General features: G+C 44.2%; 22 protein-coding genes and 1 pseudogene. 13 read left to right on the forward strand and 10 right to left on the reverse strand.

Annotated features, from left to right (window positions below; genetic code table 11):
• From ACED28_RS05395 to ACED28_RS05410, 4 genes and pseudogenes are all read right to left on the reverse strand, one after another.
• Positions 1-140: pseudogene (locus tag ACED28_RS05395) on the reverse strand (flagellin); the annotation flags it as partial.
• A 297-nt stretch (positions 141-437) separates the two neighbouring features.
• On the reverse strand, positions 438-1,571 hold the full coding sequence (locus ACED28_RS05400) for a flagellin (RefSeq protein WP_371709458.1): 1,134 nt from the start codon (positions 1,569-1,571) through the stop codon (positions 438-440).
• Between the two features lie 120 nt (positions 1,572-1,691).
• Positions 1,692-2,615, reverse strand: coding sequence for a Dyp-type peroxidase (locus ACED28_RS05405; protein WP_371709459.1), 924 nt, complete (start codon positions 2,613-2,615; stop codon positions 1,692-1,694).
• Positions 2,616-2,680: 65 nt separating this feature from the next.
• A complete protein-coding gene (locus ACED28_RS05410; protein ID WP_371709460.1) occupies positions 2,681-3,142 on the reverse strand; it encodes a DUF2919 domain-containing protein in 462 nt (153 codons plus the stop codon).
• A gap of 109 nt (positions 3,143-3,251) precedes the next feature.
• Between ACED28_RS05410 and ACED28_RS05415 the strand changes: the two genes are divergently transcribed.
• Positions 3,252-3,596, forward strand: coding sequence for a DUF2956 domain-containing protein (locus ACED28_RS05415; protein WP_135381670.1), 345 nt, complete (start codon positions 3,252-3,254; stop codon positions 3,594-3,596).
• Positions 3,597-3,608: 12 nt separating this feature from the next.
• Positions 3,609-3,941 carry a DUF4156 domain-containing protein gene (locus ACED28_RS05420; protein WP_102257778.1) on the forward strand — a complete coding sequence of 111 codons (333 nt, stop codon included), beginning with the start codon at positions 3,609-3,611 and terminating at the stop codon, positions 3,939-3,941.
• Positions 3,942-3,997: 56 nt separating this feature from the next.
• Here ACED28_RS05420 and ACED28_RS05425 read toward each other — a convergent pair whose 3' ends face one another.
• Positions 3,998-4,285: a helix-turn-helix domain-containing protein gene (locus ACED28_RS05425; protein ID WP_004734273.1), complete on the reverse strand. Its 288-nt coding sequence runs from the start codon at positions 4,283-4,285 to the stop codon at positions 3,998-4,000.
• Between the two features lie 205 nt (positions 4,286-4,490).
• Here ACED28_RS05425 and ACED28_RS05430 point away from each other — a divergent pair, with 205 nt between their 5' ends.
• From ACED28_RS05430 to ACED28_RS05445, 4 genes are all read left to right on the forward strand, one after another.
• Positions 4,491-4,838 (forward strand): ArsC family reductase, encoded by a 348-nt coding sequence (locus ACED28_RS05430; protein WP_371709461.1) that lies wholly within the window; start codon positions 4,491-4,493, stop codon positions 4,836-4,838.
• Positions 4,839-4,934: 96 nt separating this feature from the next.
• Positions 4,935-6,071, forward strand: coding sequence for a succinyl-diaminopimelate desuccinylase (dapE, locus tag ACED28_RS05435; RefSeq protein WP_371709462.1), 1,137 nt, complete (start codon positions 4,935-4,937; stop codon positions 6,069-6,071).
• 46 nt (positions 6,072-6,117) lie between these two features.
• On the forward strand, positions 6,118-6,792 hold the full coding sequence (locus ACED28_RS05440) for a M15 family metallopeptidase (protein ID WP_371709463.1): 675 nt from the start codon (positions 6,118-6,120) through the stop codon (positions 6,790-6,792).
• 8 nt (positions 6,793-6,800) lie between these two features.
• Positions 6,801-7,010, forward strand: a complete 210-nt coding sequence (locus tag ACED28_RS05445; RefSeq protein ID WP_371709464.1) for a DUF2897 family protein — start codon at positions 6,801-6,803, stop codon at positions 7,008-7,010.
• 164 nt (positions 7,011-7,174) lie between these two features.
• On the opposite strand, the gene bamC is transcribed toward ACED28_RS05445, so the two are convergent.
• Both bamC and dapA read right to left on the reverse strand, forming a co-directional pair.
• Complete coding sequence (gene bamC, locus ACED28_RS05450; protein ID WP_371709465.1) at positions 7,175-8,221, reverse strand: outer membrane protein assembly factor BamC; 1,047 nt, start codon at positions 8,219-8,221, stop codon at positions 7,175-7,177.
• A 49-nt stretch (positions 8,222-8,270) separates the two neighbouring features.
• On the reverse strand, positions 8,271-9,149 hold the full coding sequence (dapA, locus tag ACED28_RS05455; RefSeq protein WP_009847376.1) for a 4-hydroxy-tetrahydrodipicolinate synthase: 879 nt from the start codon (positions 9,147-9,149) through the stop codon (positions 8,271-8,273).
• Positions 9,150-9,521: 372 nt separating this feature from the next.
• Here dapA and ACED28_RS05460 point away from each other — a divergent pair, with 372 nt between their 5' ends.
• Complete coding sequence (locus tag ACED28_RS05460) at positions 9,522-10,064, forward strand: glycine cleavage system protein R (RefSeq protein WP_009847377.1); 543 nt, start codon at positions 9,522-9,524, stop codon at positions 10,062-10,064.
• Between the two features lie 12 nt (positions 10,065-10,076).
• Positions 10,077-10,547 carry a thioredoxin-dependent thiol peroxidase gene (gene bcp, locus ACED28_RS05465; protein WP_009847378.1) on the forward strand — a complete coding sequence of 157 codons (471 nt, stop codon included), beginning with the start codon at positions 10,077-10,079 and terminating at the stop codon, positions 10,545-10,547.
• Between the two features lie 155 nt (positions 10,548-10,702).
• On the opposite strand, the gene ACED28_RS05470 is transcribed toward bcp, so the two are convergent.
• Together ACED28_RS05470 and ACED28_RS05475 are read right to left on the reverse strand one after the other, a co-directional pair.
• Entirely contained in the window at positions 10,703-11,779 is a 1,077-nt protein-coding gene (locus ACED28_RS05470) for an AI-2E family transporter (RefSeq protein ID WP_009847379.1), read from the reverse strand.
• Positions 11,772-12,011: a sulfurtransferase TusA family protein gene (locus ACED28_RS05475; protein ID WP_012604576.1), complete on the reverse strand. Its 240-nt coding sequence runs from the start codon at positions 12,009-12,011 to the stop codon at positions 11,772-11,774. The genes ACED28_RS05470 and ACED28_RS05475 overlap by 8 nt, the downstream gene beginning before the upstream one ends.
• A 178-nt stretch (positions 12,012-12,189) precedes the next feature.
• Here ACED28_RS05475 and ACED28_RS05480 point away from each other — a divergent pair, with 178 nt between their 5' ends.
• From ACED28_RS05480 to ACED28_RS05495, 4 genes are all read left to right on the forward strand, one after another.
• On the forward strand, positions 12,190-13,644 hold the full coding sequence (locus ACED28_RS05480; protein WP_371709466.1) for a M48 family metalloprotease: 1,455 nt from the start codon (positions 12,190-12,192) through the stop codon (positions 13,642-13,644).
• A gap of 123 nt (positions 13,645-13,767) precedes the next feature.
• The gene (arsC, locus tag ACED28_RS05485) at positions 13,768-14,118 is read left to right on the forward strand and encodes an arsenate reductase (glutaredoxin) (protein ID WP_009847383.1); all 351 of its coding nucleotides are present in this window, start codon (positions 13,768-13,770) and stop codon (positions 14,116-14,118) included.
• A gap of 6 nt (positions 14,119-14,124) precedes the next feature.
• Positions 14,125-14,718 (forward strand): NAD(P)H:quinone oxidoreductase, encoded by a 594-nt coding sequence (gene wrbA / locus ACED28_RS05490; protein WP_009847384.1) that lies wholly within the window; start codon positions 14,125-14,127, stop codon positions 14,716-14,718.
• Complete coding sequence (locus ACED28_RS05495) at positions 14,715-15,152, forward strand: DUF2069 domain-containing protein (RefSeq protein WP_371709467.1); 438 nt, start codon at positions 14,715-14,717, stop codon at positions 15,150-15,152. Before wrbA ends, ACED28_RS05495 begins: the two co-directional genes overlap by 4 nt.
• 115 nt (positions 15,153-15,267) lie before the next feature.
• Here the strand turns inward: ACED28_RS05495 and ACED28_RS05500 are convergent, their stop codons facing one another.
• A complete protein-coding gene (locus ACED28_RS05500; RefSeq protein WP_371709468.1) occupies positions 15,268-16,527 on the reverse strand; it encodes a DUF2066 domain-containing protein in 1,260 nt (419 codons plus the stop codon).
• Positions 16,528-16,804: 277 nt separating this feature from the next.
• On the opposite strand from ACED28_RS05500, the gene ACED28_RS05505 reads away from it, so the two are divergent.
• Positions 16,805-18,043 carry a uracil-xanthine permease family protein gene (locus ACED28_RS05505; RefSeq protein ID WP_004734317.1) on the forward strand — a complete coding sequence of 413 codons (1,239 nt, stop codon included), beginning with the start codon at positions 16,805-16,807 and terminating at the stop codon, positions 18,041-18,043.
• The last annotated feature ends 95 nt before the right edge of the window (positions 18,044-18,138 follow it).

Here is an 18,138-nt window from a genome sequence, read left to right on the forward strand (position 1 = left end):
CCAGCAGCGTCATCTTTTGCGCTGTTGATTTTAGAACCTGAAGATAGGCGTTCCATTGATGTTTGTTGAGCGCTGTTTGCACTGTTTAGGTAACGTTGTGCTGTCATTGCTGATACGTTGGTATTTACATTCACTGCCATGGTGATTTCTCCAATTGATTTTCCGGTATAGCGGCTTCCGACGTCTCGGAAAACCAAGTAGTTATCTCTAAGTTACTTTTAATAACGGCGTGAATGCTGAAACCTTTAGAAAAAAAGCAACAAAATTAAAGAAATAGCGAGAAAGGATAAGAAAGCGTGACTGGCAGTGAAATTATCAAAAAAAGATGAGAAAAAGGCTAAAGTTGTCGAAAAGTCAGCCGGGGGAAATATTGTATTTTAATTAACCAAAGGACTTGAGTTAACCGAGAATACCTTTATAAGAATTAACCTAATTTATTAGCCTAGCAGCGTTAAAGCTAAGTTCGGCGCTTGCTTAGCTTGAGCTAAAATAGTGGTACTGACTTGCTGCAGTATTTGTTGTTTGAGCATTTGAGTGGTTTCTTTGGCGTAGTCTGTATCTTTGATTCGACTGTTTGATGCCCCCAAGTTCTCATGAACATTTTCAAGGTTATTAATCGCATGGTCAAAGCGGTTTTGCATCGCCCCGAGTTCAGAACGGTGACTATCAACATACTTCATCGCTGTATCCAAAATAGACACGGCGCGCTGTGCTCCCCCAACATCAGTGACATTAATATCATCGACTGACTCGTAATAACCCGCCGACATCGAAAGCTCACTGGTTAATGAGCCTGAGAAAGAGATCGTGCCTGCCGTGTCTTCGCCTGACATGTAGATCTGAAGCTGCCCGTCATCATTGACGGAAGCCGAAACCAGATCCGTTTGACCATTGATATAAGTCGCTAGCTCTTCAATGTCATCGCCCGCCTTGGCATTAATGTTGATCTCTTGAAGCTGACCAAAACGATCGGTAAACGCCATCTTCATATCATTCTGGTTGGATTTAACTTCCCACGAATCATTTGCCAAACTATTAGCAACATAGCTAAAGCCGCCCATGTTGATATCATCGGTGCGCATGTTTTTCAAACCTATCTGCACCGCCTCACCAGAGCTGCCACCGATTTGAAATGACGAGCTACCAAAGCTACCGTTAAGGAGCTTTTTCCCACCAAATGAAGTGGTTTCCGCAATTCGGTTTAGCTCATCATTTAAGGCGGTTACTTCTTCTTGAATAGCCGTCCTTTCCGATTGGCTATTCGAACCATTAGTCGCTTGCAGTGACAGGTCTCGCATGCGTTGCATGATATTGGTGGTTTCATTCATCGCCCCTTCTGCTGTCTGCATAATGGAGATACCGTCGTTAGCATTTCGAACCGCAACATCGATGCCGCTCATCTGTGCTTCTAATCGATTAGAGATTTGTAAGCCAGCAGCATCGTCTTTTGCACTATTAATACGACTCCCTGAAGCCAAGCGCTCCAAAGATTGATTCAGCATGTTATTGGCATTAGAGAGATTCCTCTGAGCCACTAATGCTGAAACATTCGTATTAACAGTTATAGCCATAGACCTTCACTTGCAAAAAGATGAATAAAACTTACGATTGCTCTTGTATCGACCTATTTATATAAAACTTTAAAAAAAAGGAGCAATGAGGCTCCCTTTGTTTATTCTATTTGAGACGACTTACTTAATCGTTAGTGCACTCAACATCTCAGCTGAAGGAGCAAAGTAGTAAGCGCCAGTGACGGCTTTAGTAAAGCGAAGCAGTTGGTCTGTTTTGCCATCTGTTTCGCCGTACATACTCTCTAACATCGCATCAAAATTATGACGAACATTACAGTAAGCGATGAACAGTAAACCGTGATCGCCTGTTGCTGTGCCGTAAGGTAGGCTATGACGAACAATTTTAAGGCCCTTGCCTTCTTCTTTGATATCCACACGGCCAACGTGAGACGCCGCTGGAACATCGTCTAGCTCGATTGAATCTGGCTTGGTACGGCCAACCACTTTCTCTTGCGCCGATACGTTTAATCTATTCCAAGCAGGCAGGTTATGCACAAAACGTTGCACCATTACGTAGCTACCACCTGCGAATTCACCTTCAGGCACAATCGCCACTTCAGCACGCTGCGCGTCTTTCGGGTTTTCAGTGCCATCAACGAAATCAGTCATGTCACGTGAGTCTAGGAAACGGTAACCGTAAGTTTCATCCATTACTTCAACGTCTGCCGCTACTTCAGATAGCAATTTACGTAGGATGAAGAAATGCAGATCATGTCGGTTTGAATGACAGTGAATCAAAACATCAGACAGTGTGCTCGGTGCTGTGATATCACCTTCACCAAGCGCAGGAAAATCAATTAGATCAGAGGGAGCAGCTTGCTCGAACTTATCCCAAAAAGCTTTTGAGAACGCTATCGACGCCGTTAGGTTCGCATCAGGTTGAGTTTGGTTTAGCTCGTCGATTAGAGTCGGAAGCTTTTGAATTTCTGCTAGTACATTAGCAGTATTAGCGTTCACTTTAAGTTGAACGTAAAGAGCGAAAGGCCCAGCTTCAGGCAAAATAGCACTTTGAACGTTAGGCTGCTCATTTGAAACATTAAGCATAGATTATTCCTTCCAGTTTTAGCTTCTAAGTATAATTGTGAATGGTACAAATGTTTTGATGAGAATCAGTCTTCGTGCTCAACCACTTTAAAGCAATCTCTAGCGGCATGGCTATTGGTTAAATAAAGCGCTAACCAGAGGAGCAATAATAGGGTGATAGCATTTGACCAACGGAACCATCCGTTATCCAAATAGATTAAATAAATTGTATGGGAGCCCTGTGCCAAGATAGCCATCATGGTAACCCAACGTCCCCATGACACGGCTTTGTTAAGGCGCTTTCTATCTGGAGATCTTAGTCCAAACAACCACATCAATAACAAACTAGGCACACTCAACGCAATCCCGACATAAAACATCTGGTGGTCTGGATAGATGGTCTCAAGAATATCCGTTCCCGACTCTCGGCTTGCGCCCGCAACAATGAAAACGACCAAAGCTTTCGCAAGAAACAGCCAACCTAACCATAATAAGATTGGGGCTTTCAAAAAGCCGTGTTTATCGTATTGTTCTATGGAGTACCGCACAATTCTCACTTTCACTTGTTTTCAAACCAACACTTTAACGCAAATCATTCATACTTAACTAGGTTTGCGTTATCTTATTGGTTAATCCGTTTTAATTGTCGAACTCAGTATGAAAAAGAAAACTAATACACCGTCTGTTGAATCTCAACAAGAAGCACTGAAGATAGCCAAAGCGACGCAAAAGCCAGCTCAAACCAAAGAACAAACAAAATTAATTGCTCAAGGTATCGAAAAAGGCATCGCACTTTACAAAAAACAGCAAAAAGAACGCAGCCGCCAAGCCGATAAAGCAAGAAAACGCGTACAGAAAGAGAAGCAAACTCAACAAACTAATCTAGACGAAGAGAGCAATGTAGACACAATTGTTGAAACAACATCAAATCACGCCAGCAAATTGCCGTGGTTACTATTGATCGCAAGCTGGGTAGGTTTCGCGATTTATTTGATGAAATAGCAGGATAAATGTATGAAAAAGGAATTAGTCGCTTTAGCTATGACAGGCATATTAGTCGGGTGCACGACACCGACAACAGTCCCACATAGCAAATCTGACCAAGTACAAATGGATTACCACGGACTGATTGATATCAACGAGTGCGAATATAAAGGGGAAGTCACCGGCAGCGAAGGCCACTGGTATAGTTATCTGTTTTACCCGAACGACACTCTGATTCAAGGCGCAATGAATGAGCTAAAGTCCAATGCTATTGGATTAGGTGCGGACACCGTAATTTTCACACTTCCCCAAGATTTTGCGACTTCCGTAACCATGTTGGGCACCGCTTATCGGTGTCGCTAATTCGACTTATCGCTAATCGGTAAGGAGTAGAAAGAAGAAAGCCAGCTTTCGCTGGCTTATGCACTAAATCCAAGGCTTGTTGCTATATCGCCTTTACGCTGGATAACCCATTGACTGTCAAATGGCCCCCAGTCGGATAATTGGTAATAGCCATCATTATGACGTCGCCCATCTTGAACAAACATAAGTTCAATACCGATCCCCGGTAACGCCTTGAGTACATCTTGAATAGTACGACGAGGCCACCCCGTTTTTTCGATGAGTTTAGGCACATTTGGCCTATCAAGGCTTTCCACTAACAATGCTAAATATAGCCGCCTTGCAAAAACAGGACTCAACTCCATTGACACCTCCTATATATGTGCAACTCAATTATTTCTTTTTTTGCTGACAACATGTTGAGGCTGATCAATAAGTCTCCAATAGTGACATTTTCTTACTGTTTTTTTTCACTCTATAAAATATTCCTCACTCTATTTTGTCTGAATTGCCGCTTCCTGATAGGATTCAACTCATAACAACGAAATAAAATCACCCAAAGGAAGAATAATGACTATCACTATGTTTGGCATTCCGAATTGCGACACCATCAAAAAAGCAAAAAAATGGCTAGAAGCTGAAGGTATCGAGTTCGAATTTCACGATTATCGCAAACAAGGCATCACTGAAGAGTTAGTAACAAGCTTCTGTTCAGATCTTGGGTGGGAGCTTGTGCTAAACAAACGTGGTACGACTTATCGCCAACTTTCTCAAGAGCAAAAAGACACATTAACGGAAGAAAAAGCCGTAATTCTGCTTGTTGAACAACCAGCAATGATCAAGCGCCCTATCTTGAAAGTCGATGGCAAGCTTCATATTGGCTTCAAAGCTGATCAATACGCTGCTATTTTTGCGTAATCAGCTGTATTAGAACAGATAACAAAGCGTTGAACTTCCCCTGTTCAACGCCTGAAATTAATGACTAGACGTTTAATTTAAACAAGGAACTCAAGGATGACAGACAGCCCAACTTTGGCTCTGGTAAAAGACCTAATCAGCCGTCAATCGGTAACACCAGAAGATGCAGGCTGCCAAGACCTGATGATTGAACGCTTAAAAGCGCTAGGTTTTGAAATCGAAGTGATGGTATTTGAAGATACGACAAACTTTTGGGCTCGCCGTGGTACAGAAGCGCCTCTATTTGCCTTTGCTGGCCACACTGATGTTGTACCTGCTGGCCCAATTGAGCAGTGGAACACTAAACCATTCGAACCGACTATCGTAGATGGCTTCCTGCACGGTCGCGGCGCGGCAGATATGAAAGGTTCTCTAGCTTCAATGATCGTTGCTGTAGAACAGTTCATCGCTAAACACCCTGATCACACAGGCTCAATCGGTTTCCTTATCACGTCAGATGAAGAAGGTCCTTTCATCAACGGTACGGTACGTGTTGTTGAAGCTCTGATGGCTCGTGGCGAGAACATCGACATGTGTATTGTGGGTGAACCATCAAGTACTGAGTACGTTGGTGATGTCGTGAAAAACGGCCGTCGTGGTTCTATCACTGGTGATCTAACAGTTAAAGGCACACAAGGTCATGTTGCTTACCCTCACCTAGCGAACAACCCGGTACACAGCTCTCTGCTTGCGATCAATGAACTGGCTACGACCGAGTGGGATAAAGGTAATGACTACTTCCCACCAACCAGCTTCCAAATCCCAAATGTAAGTGCGGGCACTGGCGCATCAAACGTGATTCCTGGTGAATTTAATGTTCAGTTTAACCTTCGCTTTAGCACAGAGTTAAACAACGACATCATCGTTGAAAGAATCACAAATACACTCGACAAGTACGATTTCGAATACGATCTGAAATGGACATTCAATGGCGACCCGTTCTTAACCGACGCAGGCTCGTTGCTTGATGCTATTGTCGATGCAGTAGGTCACGTGAATGATGTCAAGCCGGCACTGCTTACCACAGGTGGTACTTCTGACGGACGCTTTATTGCGCGCATGAAAGGGCAAGTAGTCGAACTAGGTCCGGTTAATGCGACCATTCACAAGGTTAACGAATGCGTGAAAGTGGCTGATTTAGAGAAGCTAACCGACATGTACGAAAGAACACTAGTGAACCTGTTCGCTAAATAGTTCTTTCATCAGCGATTGATAGCATCTAATTATTGAGAGGCACGTTATGACACCAGAGCAGCTTACCGGGCAATCAGATTCTCATCTGGAACCTAACCTGATTGGCACCAAGACCTTCTTGGTCCACAGTGACGTCAAAGATGATCTGAACAACTTGATTGAAGCTGCTCAACTCGCGGGTTTTAAAATGGAGATTGCCAGTGGCTTTCGCGACTATGAAAGGCAATCTCTGATTTGGAACCGCAAGTTTTCTGGTGAAGCACCGATATTAGACTCAGAAAGCCAACCACTTGATGCTTCAACACTCAGTGAACATCAAAAGTTGTCGGCGATTCTTAGGTGGTCTGCGCTTCCCGGAGCGAGTCGTCACCATTGGGGTTGTGACTTTGATGTCTTTGCTCGTAATCACTTACCTGAGGGGACTCAGCTACAACTGGAACCATGGGAATACCTCACTGGCCACCAGCAAGTGTTTTACCAATGGCTGTCTGCCAACGCATCTCAATTTGGATTCTTCTTTCCTTACAGCCAAGACCTTGGTGGTGTGGCGATAGAACCTTGGCATATAAGCCACCGTAAAATTTCACAGTTGTGTTTATCACAGTTATCTCCCACTTTACTTGGCAAGCAACTCCAATCTAAGCCAATATTAGGGTATGAAATTATTGCGGAGCAGCTAGACGAGATCTATGCGCGCTTCGTGGCGAATATCAGTCATTAGGAGCGCTTATGTTAGAGTGGCTTACAAACCCTTGGGTGATCATCATCATCGTGGTTAGCGTTGTGGTGGGTAATATTGCTGCGCTCAAACAGACCGCTAATATGGATCTGACAGGTCGTAACAAAACAGAAAAAGACTTAGACAAGCTCAATCAATTGGATAAACAGAACCAAGAGAAAGCTCAAAAAGATGAGTCGACTGACAGCAAAAGCATTTAGCTTAACGCCCTTGATGCGCTAGCCCCAACAAGTCAGGTGCGTGTGACTCCTTGTTAGCGAAATGACAACATAAATTGACAACACGCACATAAAACACTGACTAACAAACATAAAAAAGAGGACATTGTATGTCCTCTTTTTTTTCTTCTAAATTTGCTCAGGGCTTATTCAGATTTTGCTTCTTTCTTGTCTTTGGTTTGGTCTGCAACGTGTGCTAATACCGGTACCATTGACTTAAGTAGCTCTTCTTCTACAGGCTTACCTGTTGCATCCGTTACGTTAATCGATGTACGGTTGCCAAGATCACCAAACAAGAAGGTGTAAGTACCTGGCGCTAAGTCAATAGGCTGTAGGCCAATCTCTTCCCAGAATTCATCATCTGGCGCGGCATACTTAGCTTTCACTGTACCTTGAGACTGGTTACGCTCTTCAAGTTCGAAGCCCATCGTCGGTAGCAAGGTAGGTAGACGTTGCCACAATACATTGTATGGTGTGCGAGCAATGATCACAGGGAAACCACTGCGGTCCGACCCCATTGAAATAGGAATACGTTTCACCAACTCTTGTGCTTTCAGTGCCGCTTCAGCACGAAGGTTGGCATCGTATTTAGCCATCACTAGATTCGTTAAGAACGCGTTGTAACGCTCTTTATTGGTTGCCGATACTGGTTTCTCTTCAGAACCTTCACGCCAATCAATCAGATTAATCTTGAAGCCATGGCGATTGTTCGCTTGGAAACGAGAGATAGAGTAGCGGCTACCAATCTCGACTTCTTCATCTTCAGAAACCCACGTAACCCAATCAGTCTCAATGTCATTTTCTGACTGTTCACGAATGCCGATATTACGCTGGGTCAGCATATCTACAGCCGTTTGCCATACTCGGTCAGCCTCTTCAGCACGAAGGAGCCATAATGTCACTTCACCATTTTGACGCTCAGTACGAGCACCTGGGATCAGTTCAAGAACCTGTTGAGGAGGACGAATATCCACTTGACGACCGGTACCACCACTGAATTCACCGCTTGGGATATCAAAGTTTGGGTAAAACTGAGGCTGAGCATCTTCAGGCAATTGCCATTGTGAAAACTCAGGTGTTTCTAAGTATTCAAAATCATCTTTGGCTTGGCGACGTTGAGTCGGGCTGCCAGAACATGCTGTAAGAACGAAAACAGCCAGTGAACCGATCACTAGCTGGTGAGAATACTTCATTTATACTCCTAAATGCCGAAGGTTCGCTTCGGCATTGCTTTATACGTTTTTAGTAAATGCACGCTTCAGTCATTGCTTGAGCAACAACAGGTTGAGCTGGTTTTGACAGTTCAGTCAGTGGTAGACGTAAGCCACCTTCAGCAATCAGACCCATTTTGTGAACCGCCCATTTTACGGGAATAGGGTTAGACTCAACGAACAAATTCTTATGTAGAGGCATCAAACGCTCATTGATCGCTTCAGCTTCCTCAAACTTGCCTTCCTTCGCTAGCTTGAACATAGTCGCCATATCAGCAGCTGCAACATTGTTCGTTACAGAGATCACGCCATCGCCACCACGCTTAACAAATTCAAGACCTGTTAAGTCATCACCACTTAGTAAGATAAAGTCTTCGCCACAAAGTTCACGGTGAATTGCAATTCTTTCAAGATCACCCGTCGCATCTTTAAGTGCAACGATGTTTTCGATCTCGGCAAGACGAGCAACCGTTTCTGGCAACAAGTCTACCGCAGTGCGACCAGGTACATTGTAAAGGATCTGTGGAACGTCACTGACTTCAGCAATTGCTTTGTAATGTTGGTACAAACCTTCTTGAGTCGGTTTGTTGTAGTACGGTGTTACACTCAGGCAACCAGCAATACCAGAACCATTGAGCAAACGGCTGAAAAGTACAGATTCGTGAGTTGCGTTTGCACCCGTACCAGCAATAACAGGAATACGGCCATCAGCAAATTCAACGACCTTATTGACGACTTTGACATGCTCTTCAATAGTGAGTGTTGAAGACTCACCAGTTGTGCCAACCGCAACCAGACCATCACTACCTGCTGCAACATGGTGATCAACTAACTTTTTAAGGCTGTCGAAATCCACTTCACCATCTGTATTAAATGGTGTAACTAGCGCAACGATACTTCCTGAAAACATGTCTATCTCCCTTAATTTATTCTTTTTGCATGTTACTGTAAGCCAATCAATAAACACAAGACATTAAAGTGGCTTACCAGCAACATCTGCAGTAAATATTGTCGTATGTTTGAGGTAAAACGACTTATAACCGCGTTCGACCTAGAATTTGGGTAACCTACACTCAATCTAGCGAATAGCTCAGCACTCGATGTCAGTAACAAGTAAGCAATGCTCTCACACCACTCTTTGAATTTTGAACACTCTAAATATTCCTATTACTTGTTACATATTTGAAGCAAAGTGCCTCATAAAAGCCCCAAGCACACACTTATTCCTCTAGCTAACTGTGCTAACATGCATGAATCAATGGAATATAAGAGACGTGATTTTATGACTCAACATCTAGTAATCACAGCTGTGGGCACAGATCGCCCAGGTGTATGCAACCAAGTGGTTCATTTAGTCACCCAATCAGGCTGTAACATTATTGATAGCCGTATCGCTCAATTTGGCGAAGAATTTACGCTTATCATGCTACTGTCTGGAAAGGCAAACAACATCACCCGCGTTGAAACCACCCTGCCCTTGCTTGGACAAGAGCACGACTTGATTACGATTATGAAGCGAACCTCAACTCATGATGTTATTGAGAACTCTTACACAGTAGAGGTGTTCGTTGAGTCAGACGATAAAATCGGCCTTACCGAGCAGTTTACCCAGTTCTTCGCAGACCGAAACATCGGCCTCGATTCGTTAAGTGCGCGAACCATTAATAAATCTAAAGTTCAGCTCGACAACGACCAATTCCATATCTCTATTACCGCTTCTGTGCAATCAGAATGTAATTTGATGCAGCTACAAGAAGAATTCGACGCGCTGTGTCAGAGCCTATCCGTACAAGGCTCGCTCAACTTTATCAAAAACAGTTTTTAAAAAGGAAATATCATGAATACGCTAACGGCTGGTGTTCCAGCACCTGCTTTTTCTCTTCCAGATCAAGATGGCAATATCGTATCTCTTGGTGACTTCAAAGGTAAAAAAGTCCTTTTCTATTTTTACCCAAAAGCAATGACTCCGGGTTGTATTGTGCAAGCAGAAGGCCTGCGTGATATCAAAGCACAGCTTGATGACCTGAATGTGGTTGTTCTAGGTGTGAGTGTTGACCCAGTAAAACGCCTACCAAATTTCGTTGCGAAGAAATCTCTGAACTTCACACTGCTATCTGACGAAGACCACAGCGTTGCTGAACAGTTTGGAGTTTGGGGCGAGAAGAAATTTATGGGTAAAGTGTACGACGGTCTGCACCGTATTAGCTTTCTAATTGATGAAGAAGGTCAGATTGAACACGTCTTCAACAAGTTCAAGACTAAGACTCACCACGAAGTGGTTTTAGATTACTTCAACCCAGAAGCTTAATGTCGATTTTAGTGAGTTGATTCTCTAAATTCGCATCTAGATGATCTAAGTTCACAATGGACTAATCCAAATGCAAAAAGGCCGAATATCGTGGATATTCGGCCTTTTTGTACTTATTAAAATTGATAGCGCATTCAAATTGATAGCGCGTTCAATTACGATTGATGTTCAGGGTCATCATCGAGAGCGTGACTCGGTAAGGCATTCCAAACCGCTTTCACCAACGTGGCTAGAGGGATAGCAAAGAACACGCCCCAGAACCCCCACAGTCCGCCAAACACCAACACCGCTACAATAATCGCTACTGGGTGTAGGTTCACTGCTTCAGAGAACAGAACAGGAACGAGCACGTTACCATCTAACGCTTGGATAATACCGTAAGCGAGAAGCAACCAATAAAACTGAGGTTCTAAGCCCCACTGGAACAGGCCAACAATCGCGACTGGAACGGTCACAGCCGCCGCGCCGATATAAGGAATCAATACCGAGAAGCCGACCGCGACAGCCAGCAGTGCTGAATAACGTAAATCCAGAATCGCAAAGGTTACGTAGCTGACACCACCGACGATCAAAATCTCAAGCACCTTACCGCGAATGTAATTTGAGATTTGTTGGTTCATCTCTACCCAAACCTTGGTCGCTAGACGACGGTTCTTAGGCAGAACACCACTAGCCATACTGATCATCTCTTCTTTGTCTTTCAAAAGGAAGAAAATCAGCAGCGGTACAAGAATCAGGTAAACCGCAAGCGTCGCCAAACTAACAAGAGAAGCTAAAGAGCCCTTCACAACGCTTTCGCCAAAGCCTAATGCTTTGTTTTTCGCATTAGACACAATCGATTCAACGATCTGCAGGTTTGCTAGTTCAGGGTAACGCTCAGGAATGGTTGCGATGAACTTCTGTAAGCCACCATACATGCTTGGAATATCATTGATAAGGTTACCTACCTGTTCCCAAATCGTTGGTACTAGACCAAACAGCGCAAGTAACATCACGCTAAAGAACATTAAAATCACCAACATCACTGATGGGGTTCTTGGAACACCGAGTCTTTGAAGTTGAGTAACCGGCCACTCAAGCAGATAAGCCAAAACAATAGCCACCAAAAGTGGGGCAATGAGGTGACCAAAGAAGTAGATCGTTATAAAGCCGAAGAGAATGATGGCAACCAAGCTGACAGCATGGGGATCAGAGAAACGTCGTTTATACCAACGATTGACCATTTCAAGCATTTGACTGCAATTCCTTTTTAGTGACGAGGAGATGATGGTAATTAGAGCAAACCTCTACGATGACGTCATAGGCTTGCTTAGACAAAAAAGTAACAATATCTTTCATCGAGCTGTTATCAGAGACATAAATTGACAATGATTGCCCTACTTCTAACTTTACACTGTGACGCTTGGCTAATAATAGTGCCATTGGACAGCGCTCTTGGCGTAAATCTAGAATATTAGGTGTCATTCTTTAGCTCGATGCTTATTATAAGGGTCGTATTGTAATCTGTTTTTGAAAACGCGCCATCATTCATTCATCTTCCTTCATGATAGCGCACGCACTTGGTAAAGGTTACATCAGATAGAGAACCAATTTGCATTGCACTTGTCTTACTGTCAGAAGAAACGGAGTATTACTGACTAATATGTTTAAACGCGCTCGCTCAATTGCTTGCTTATGCATCGCAGCTACATTAAGCACTCCAACGTTGGCAAATACCAATGGTTTGGAGCTTCCCGATATCGGCACCGCGGCTGGCGGCACACTCACTATCGACCAAGAACTTATCTATGGTGATGCCTACATGCGCATCATCAGAAGCAGCCAGCCTATCGTAAACGACCCGGTTCTAAACCAATACATTGACACGCTTGGCCATCGCCTTGTTGCGAACGCAAATGATGTAAAGACACCTTTCCAGTTCTTTATGATCCGTGACCGAAACATCAACGCTTTTGCTTTTTTTGGTGGTTATGTTGCTTTGCACTCAGGTTTGTTCTTGCATGCACAGTCTGAAAGTGAACTCGCTTCCGTATTGGCGCACGAAATCGCGCACGTTACCCAGCGTCACTTAGCACGTAGTATGGAAGATCAAGCTCGCCGCTCTCCTGCAACCATCGCAGCACTGGCCGCTTCTGTATTATTAGCGATTGCAGCACCAGAAGCCGGTATCGCAGCGATCACTGCAACAACTGCTGGTAACATGCAAAGCCAAATAAACTACACCCGAAGTAATGAAAAAGAAGCCGACCGCTTTGGCATCAACACGCTGGCAAAAGCAGGGTTCGATGTAAACGCTATGCCACGTTTCTTTGGTCGCTTAGCTGATGAATACCGCTATGCAAGCACACCGCCACCAATGCTATTAACTCACCCGTTGCCTGAAGACCGAATCACAGATTCACGCGCTCGTGCTCGTAGCTATACCCCACTAAAACTGGCTCCGTCATTGGATTACCATTTAGCAAGAGCCCGTATTGTTGCGCGCTATGCTGGTATCAATAATGATGCAGCTCTTGATTGGTTTGAGCGAAAGCTGAAGAAAGCCCCCAAAGCCTTGGTTCCATCATTAGAGTATGGGCAAGCACTGGTTTACCTAGATTCAAAAAAATTAGATAAAGCAGAACCAATTCTGACCAAGCTGATGAATAGCGACCCAACCAACTTGTTCTATCTGGATGCTATTTCAGATCTGCACATTGAACAGAAAAAGCCTGAGATTGCGATTAAAGAACTTAAGTCAGCACTTGAGCGTCAACCAAACAACTCAGTTCTAACCATAAACTACGCCAATGCGCTGATCGAAAATGAAGACCTACAGGAAGCCGTTCGCGTGTTGCAACGTTACACGCACGATAACCCGAACGACACCAATGGGTGGTACCTGCTTTCAAAGGCAAATACAAACCTTGGCAACAGCGATGAAGAATTGTCTGCTAGGGCAGAGATTTTGGCACTGCAAGCCAACTGGAGCAAAGCGATTCAGTACTACACGCAGGCGAGCCAAATAGCAGAACTAGGCAGCCTAAAACAAGCACGTTATGACGCTCGAATTGATCAACTAATGATACAGCGCGAACGCTTCTTATCGTTGCAATAAGTATAATGACTGGTAGCGAAGCTCGTTGCCAAAATACAAAGAAAGCTCAACGTTACACAATAAGAAGCCACTCAGTTGGCTTCGGCTGAACTATTAAATCAAAAATAATAATGAGGAAGAACCATGTCTGTCGTGATTTATCATAACCCACGCTGCTCAAAGAGCCGTCAAACTCTCGAACTGCTTGAAGCAAACGGCGTACAACCAGAGGTGATCAAATACCTAGATGCGCCTTTGACTGTTGAACAGCTAAAAGTGCTTTTCACTCAGCTTGGTTTTGAGAGTGTTCGCGACATGATGCGTACCAAAGAAGCGGATTACAAAGAAGCGAACCTTGGTGACGCATCAGTGACTGATGAAGATCTTTTCGCTGCAATGGCAACGAATCCAAAACTGTTTGAACGTCCAGTGGTTGTCGCGAACAACAAAGCAAAAATTGGTCGTCCACCAGAACAAGTACTAGAGATTCTGTAATCCAATATGAGCATCAACATTCTTGTTCTCTACTATAGTCGACACGGCAACACCCAAGCGCTAGCAAGGCAAATCGCTCGAGGGGTGGAATCTATCCCGAACTGCGAAGCCATGCTAAGAACGGTGAACAACGTGTATACGGTAGAAGAGCAGCCGGATTCGCGCTATCAACCAACAGATCCTATTGCGACCTTACAAGATCTCCGTTCTTGCGATGGTTTAGCACTCGGCAGCCCAGTATGGTTTGGCAATATGGCTGGGCCAATGAAGCACTTTTGGGATAGCACAACATCGTTATGGATTAATGGCGATCTCATCGATAAACCAGCTTGTGTATTTACTTCCTCTTCATCACTACATGGTGGTCAAGAGACGACACAGCAAAGCATGATGCTGCCTCTACTTCATCATGGCATGTTAGTCGTGGGCATCCCCTATTCAGAACCTGCGCTGCACACCACTCAAACCGGTGGCACACCTTACGGTGCAAGCAGCACTGGAGAGAGCGCTTCATTAAGCAAAGAAGAAATTGAGTTGGCGAAAAACCTAGGCAAACGCGTAGCGCGCATCGCTATTAACCAAAAGGGAATGCCTCAATGATGTATATGTCAGAGAGACCGATGTCTCCCAAAACCAAGCTATTTCGCTACCTTGCTTTAACGGGCAATTTGTCGCTTTTATTCTGGGTGGTTGCTTGGCAGATGACACTTTCACCGCACCCTCACCTCAGTAATGTAACACTGGCGATTGCTTGGGCTATACCGCTGTTACTACCATTACCGGGAATATTATCGGGCAAACCTTATACGCATGCTTGGGCGAATTTCGTCTTAATGCTCTACTTCCTACACGCGTTAACTATTATGTATGTAGACGGTGGAGAGCGCTTGTTAGCCGCTGTAGAACTGCTTTCGACGACTCTAGGCTTCGCGGGCAATATATTATTTACCCGTTTTAGAGCCAAAGAGTTAGGCATCAAGCTGAAGCGCCTTTCCGAAGTAGAAAAGAAAGAGAAAGCTAAATTCGAGCAATAATATTGATTCGATGCTCTAGATCTGACATGGCAACAGATAAACAAAAAGCCCTGCGAGATTTCTCTTGCAGGGCTTTTTTCGTGATTTCATATCAATCTGTCATGTCGGTAGACGATTACGAGCGAACCCATTCGTATACTAAGCTTGGCTTAGCGTGCACTGGCGCTGTGACTGGTAGCGCTTCCTCATCAGATTCACCTAGCGTCACCTCAGTTGTATTTGTTAGCTCAGCACCTGTAGATAACTCACTACCTTTCATCACTTGAACGCTTGGGGTAGTTTCATTGCCCATCGCATCAGTAACAACAGCAGAGTCATCGCCTACAGACATAATGTTATCTTGCGCTTCAAATTCTGGGCTCACTTCAGGTTCGATATAAGACTCTTCAACCTTCGCGACTTGGCGAATGCTTTCAACTTCTTGTTCAAACTCTTGTTGGGTCGATAACAAATGAATTCGGAACGTCACTTCATTGTTTTGAATTTGTAGAATATCTAAGCTTGCCACCGAGTTTAGACGCTTCAGTGCATTCTCCAATTGGAAGAAGTCTTGCGCGTTATTCAGGCTGATAAACTGCGTTAAGATTGATTCCGAAGATTCACTCGCAACCGTTACTGCACTCTTACTCGCGTAGTAGTTACTGATTTGGTCAACAAGCTTCTTAGAAGTCGTCACGCTGTTGCCCGATACCGAACCACTCACAGGCGATTTTGGCGCGCTCGTTAGTTGGTTTGGTTTTTGATCATACAAAGTCCAGCGTAATCCAGAAGACTGTGCCTTAATCACCAAAACAGCATCAACAGGGTAACGTTGACTCGCGTTGCTAATCGGTGTTACAAAGCTGCCCCACAAATCCGAGGTGGCCACTCCCGTAACATCATCAAAATCACCAACAGGAAACATCAAAGGCAAACCGCGCTCTTTTGCATTGGCTTGTAAGCCTACAGCTAACAGTGAGTTGGAGTGTTCCCAGACAATGTTCTTGTCGTAGTTACTCTCTTCTACCAGCCAAACAAGAATATTTGAGCGAGTATCAGGCCAGTACGGTAATTGCGCTTGAGACAGTAGTGAACGAATTTGAGCACCATTAAAACGCATACGCAATGTTGATTGGTCATTGCTTTCGCCAAAACTCATTTGAGACATGTACTGCGCACTCTTACGCATCGCCTTTTGAATCGTCTCATTCGACGCGACATCAGTTTGGCCAGTCGCACGTATCAATACCTGCTCCATGCCAGTATTTCTTGCCACTTGTTCTGGTTGTTTGTCTTCAGCGTTAATCGCAACTTCAGCACTAAAGATATCTACTTGAGTTAAGGCATAACTCGGAGAGGCTAATAGTCCCATCAACAACAATGCTATGTAGCGCATATTGATCCTAATATTCAAAGCTTGTGCCTTGATGATAAGCAACTATGGATTGAGGGGCAAGGTCGTTAGCACCCACTGTGTTTAATAACCACAAAATATCACCTGACCATGATAAATCGTTCACTTGTAAACTGAATTTTTCTTATTTTGATAGAGATAAACATAACTAATATAAATAAATTTGATCTATCTGACATAGCAACCGATTGCCAAGTGATAGAATCCCGCGAATTTTATTTTTCGCTTTTCATATAACGACCATTTTTAAGGACATAACATGAAAAATGCTCTGCAAGGTGCGCAAATGCTATTTGTCGCTTTTGGTGCACTTGTACTGGTGCCCCTGCTGACAGGCCTTGATCCCAACGTAGCGCTCTTTGGTGCAGGTATCGGTACCCTTTTATTCCAACTTATTACACGCCGTTCAGTACCTATTTTCCTTGCGTCTTCTTTTGCATTCATCGCACCTATCATGTTTGGCATTCAAACTTGGGGTGTAGGTGCAACCATGGGCGGCCTTATGGCGGCAGGTGTTGTGTATGTATTAATGGGTGCCTTAATTAAGGTACGTGGTGTAGCCTTTATCCACAAACTACTTCCACCAGTCGTAGTTGGCCCTGTAATCATGGTGATCGGCTTAGGTCTTGCGCCTGTTGCGGTAAACATGGCGCTAGGTAAAACAGGCGATGGTGCGGTTCAACTTATTGATGCAGACGCAGCATTATGGATTTCATCGATATCATTACTTGTGACGATTGTCATCAGTGTTTTCTCGAAAGGCTTTCTTAAGCTGCTGCCGATCTTCGGCGGTATTGTGGCTGGTTATGTAACGAGCTTAGTTTACGGTGTCGTTGATTTTACCCCTGTCGCTCAGGCCGCTTGGTTAGCTCTACCTAACTTCACAGCACCAGAGTTCAACATCAACGCTATCTTCTTTATGGTATTTGTAGCAATTGCACCTGCTGTTGAACACGTAGGCGACATGCTTGCTATTTCGAATGTAACCGGTAAAGACTACCTTAAGAAGCCAGGTTTACACCGCACAATAACTGGTGACGGCGTGGCAACGATTGCTGCTTCTATGTTGGGTGCTCCACCAAATACAACCTACAGTGAAGTAACGGGGGCTGTAATGCTGACCAAAGCATTCAATCCAGTGATCATGACTTGGGCAGCAGTAACAGCGATTGTTCTAGCATTAGTAGGTAAGCTAGGCGCACTACTTCAAACGATTCCAGTTCCTGTTATGGGCGGCATCATGATTCTTCTGTTTGGTTCTATCGCAACCGTAGGCTTGAATACTTTAATTCAGAACAAAGTCGACCTACACAAATCACGTAACCTTGTGATTGTCGGCATTACTTTAGTCTTCGGTATTGGCGGCATGGCATTTGGCATCGGCGACTTTAGTCTGCAAGGCGTAAGCTTATGCGGTATCGTTGCTATTCTACTGAACCTAGTCCTTCCTGAAGAGCTAGGCGACAACACCGTAGTAGATAAAGCCCAAATCGACTAACTGCAAGTCAACAAACTGTAGAGGCTTGTGAGCCTCAATTAAGAGCATCACAAGCTAGCAAGATCAAAAAAGGGAGAGCATCGAATGCTCTCCCT

This window comes from Vibrio sp. 1F253, from assembly GCF_041439295.1.
GTDB classification, from domain to species: domain Bacteria; phylum Pseudomonadota; class Gammaproteobacteria; order Enterobacterales; family Vibrionaceae; genus Vibrio; species Vibrio tasmaniensis_A.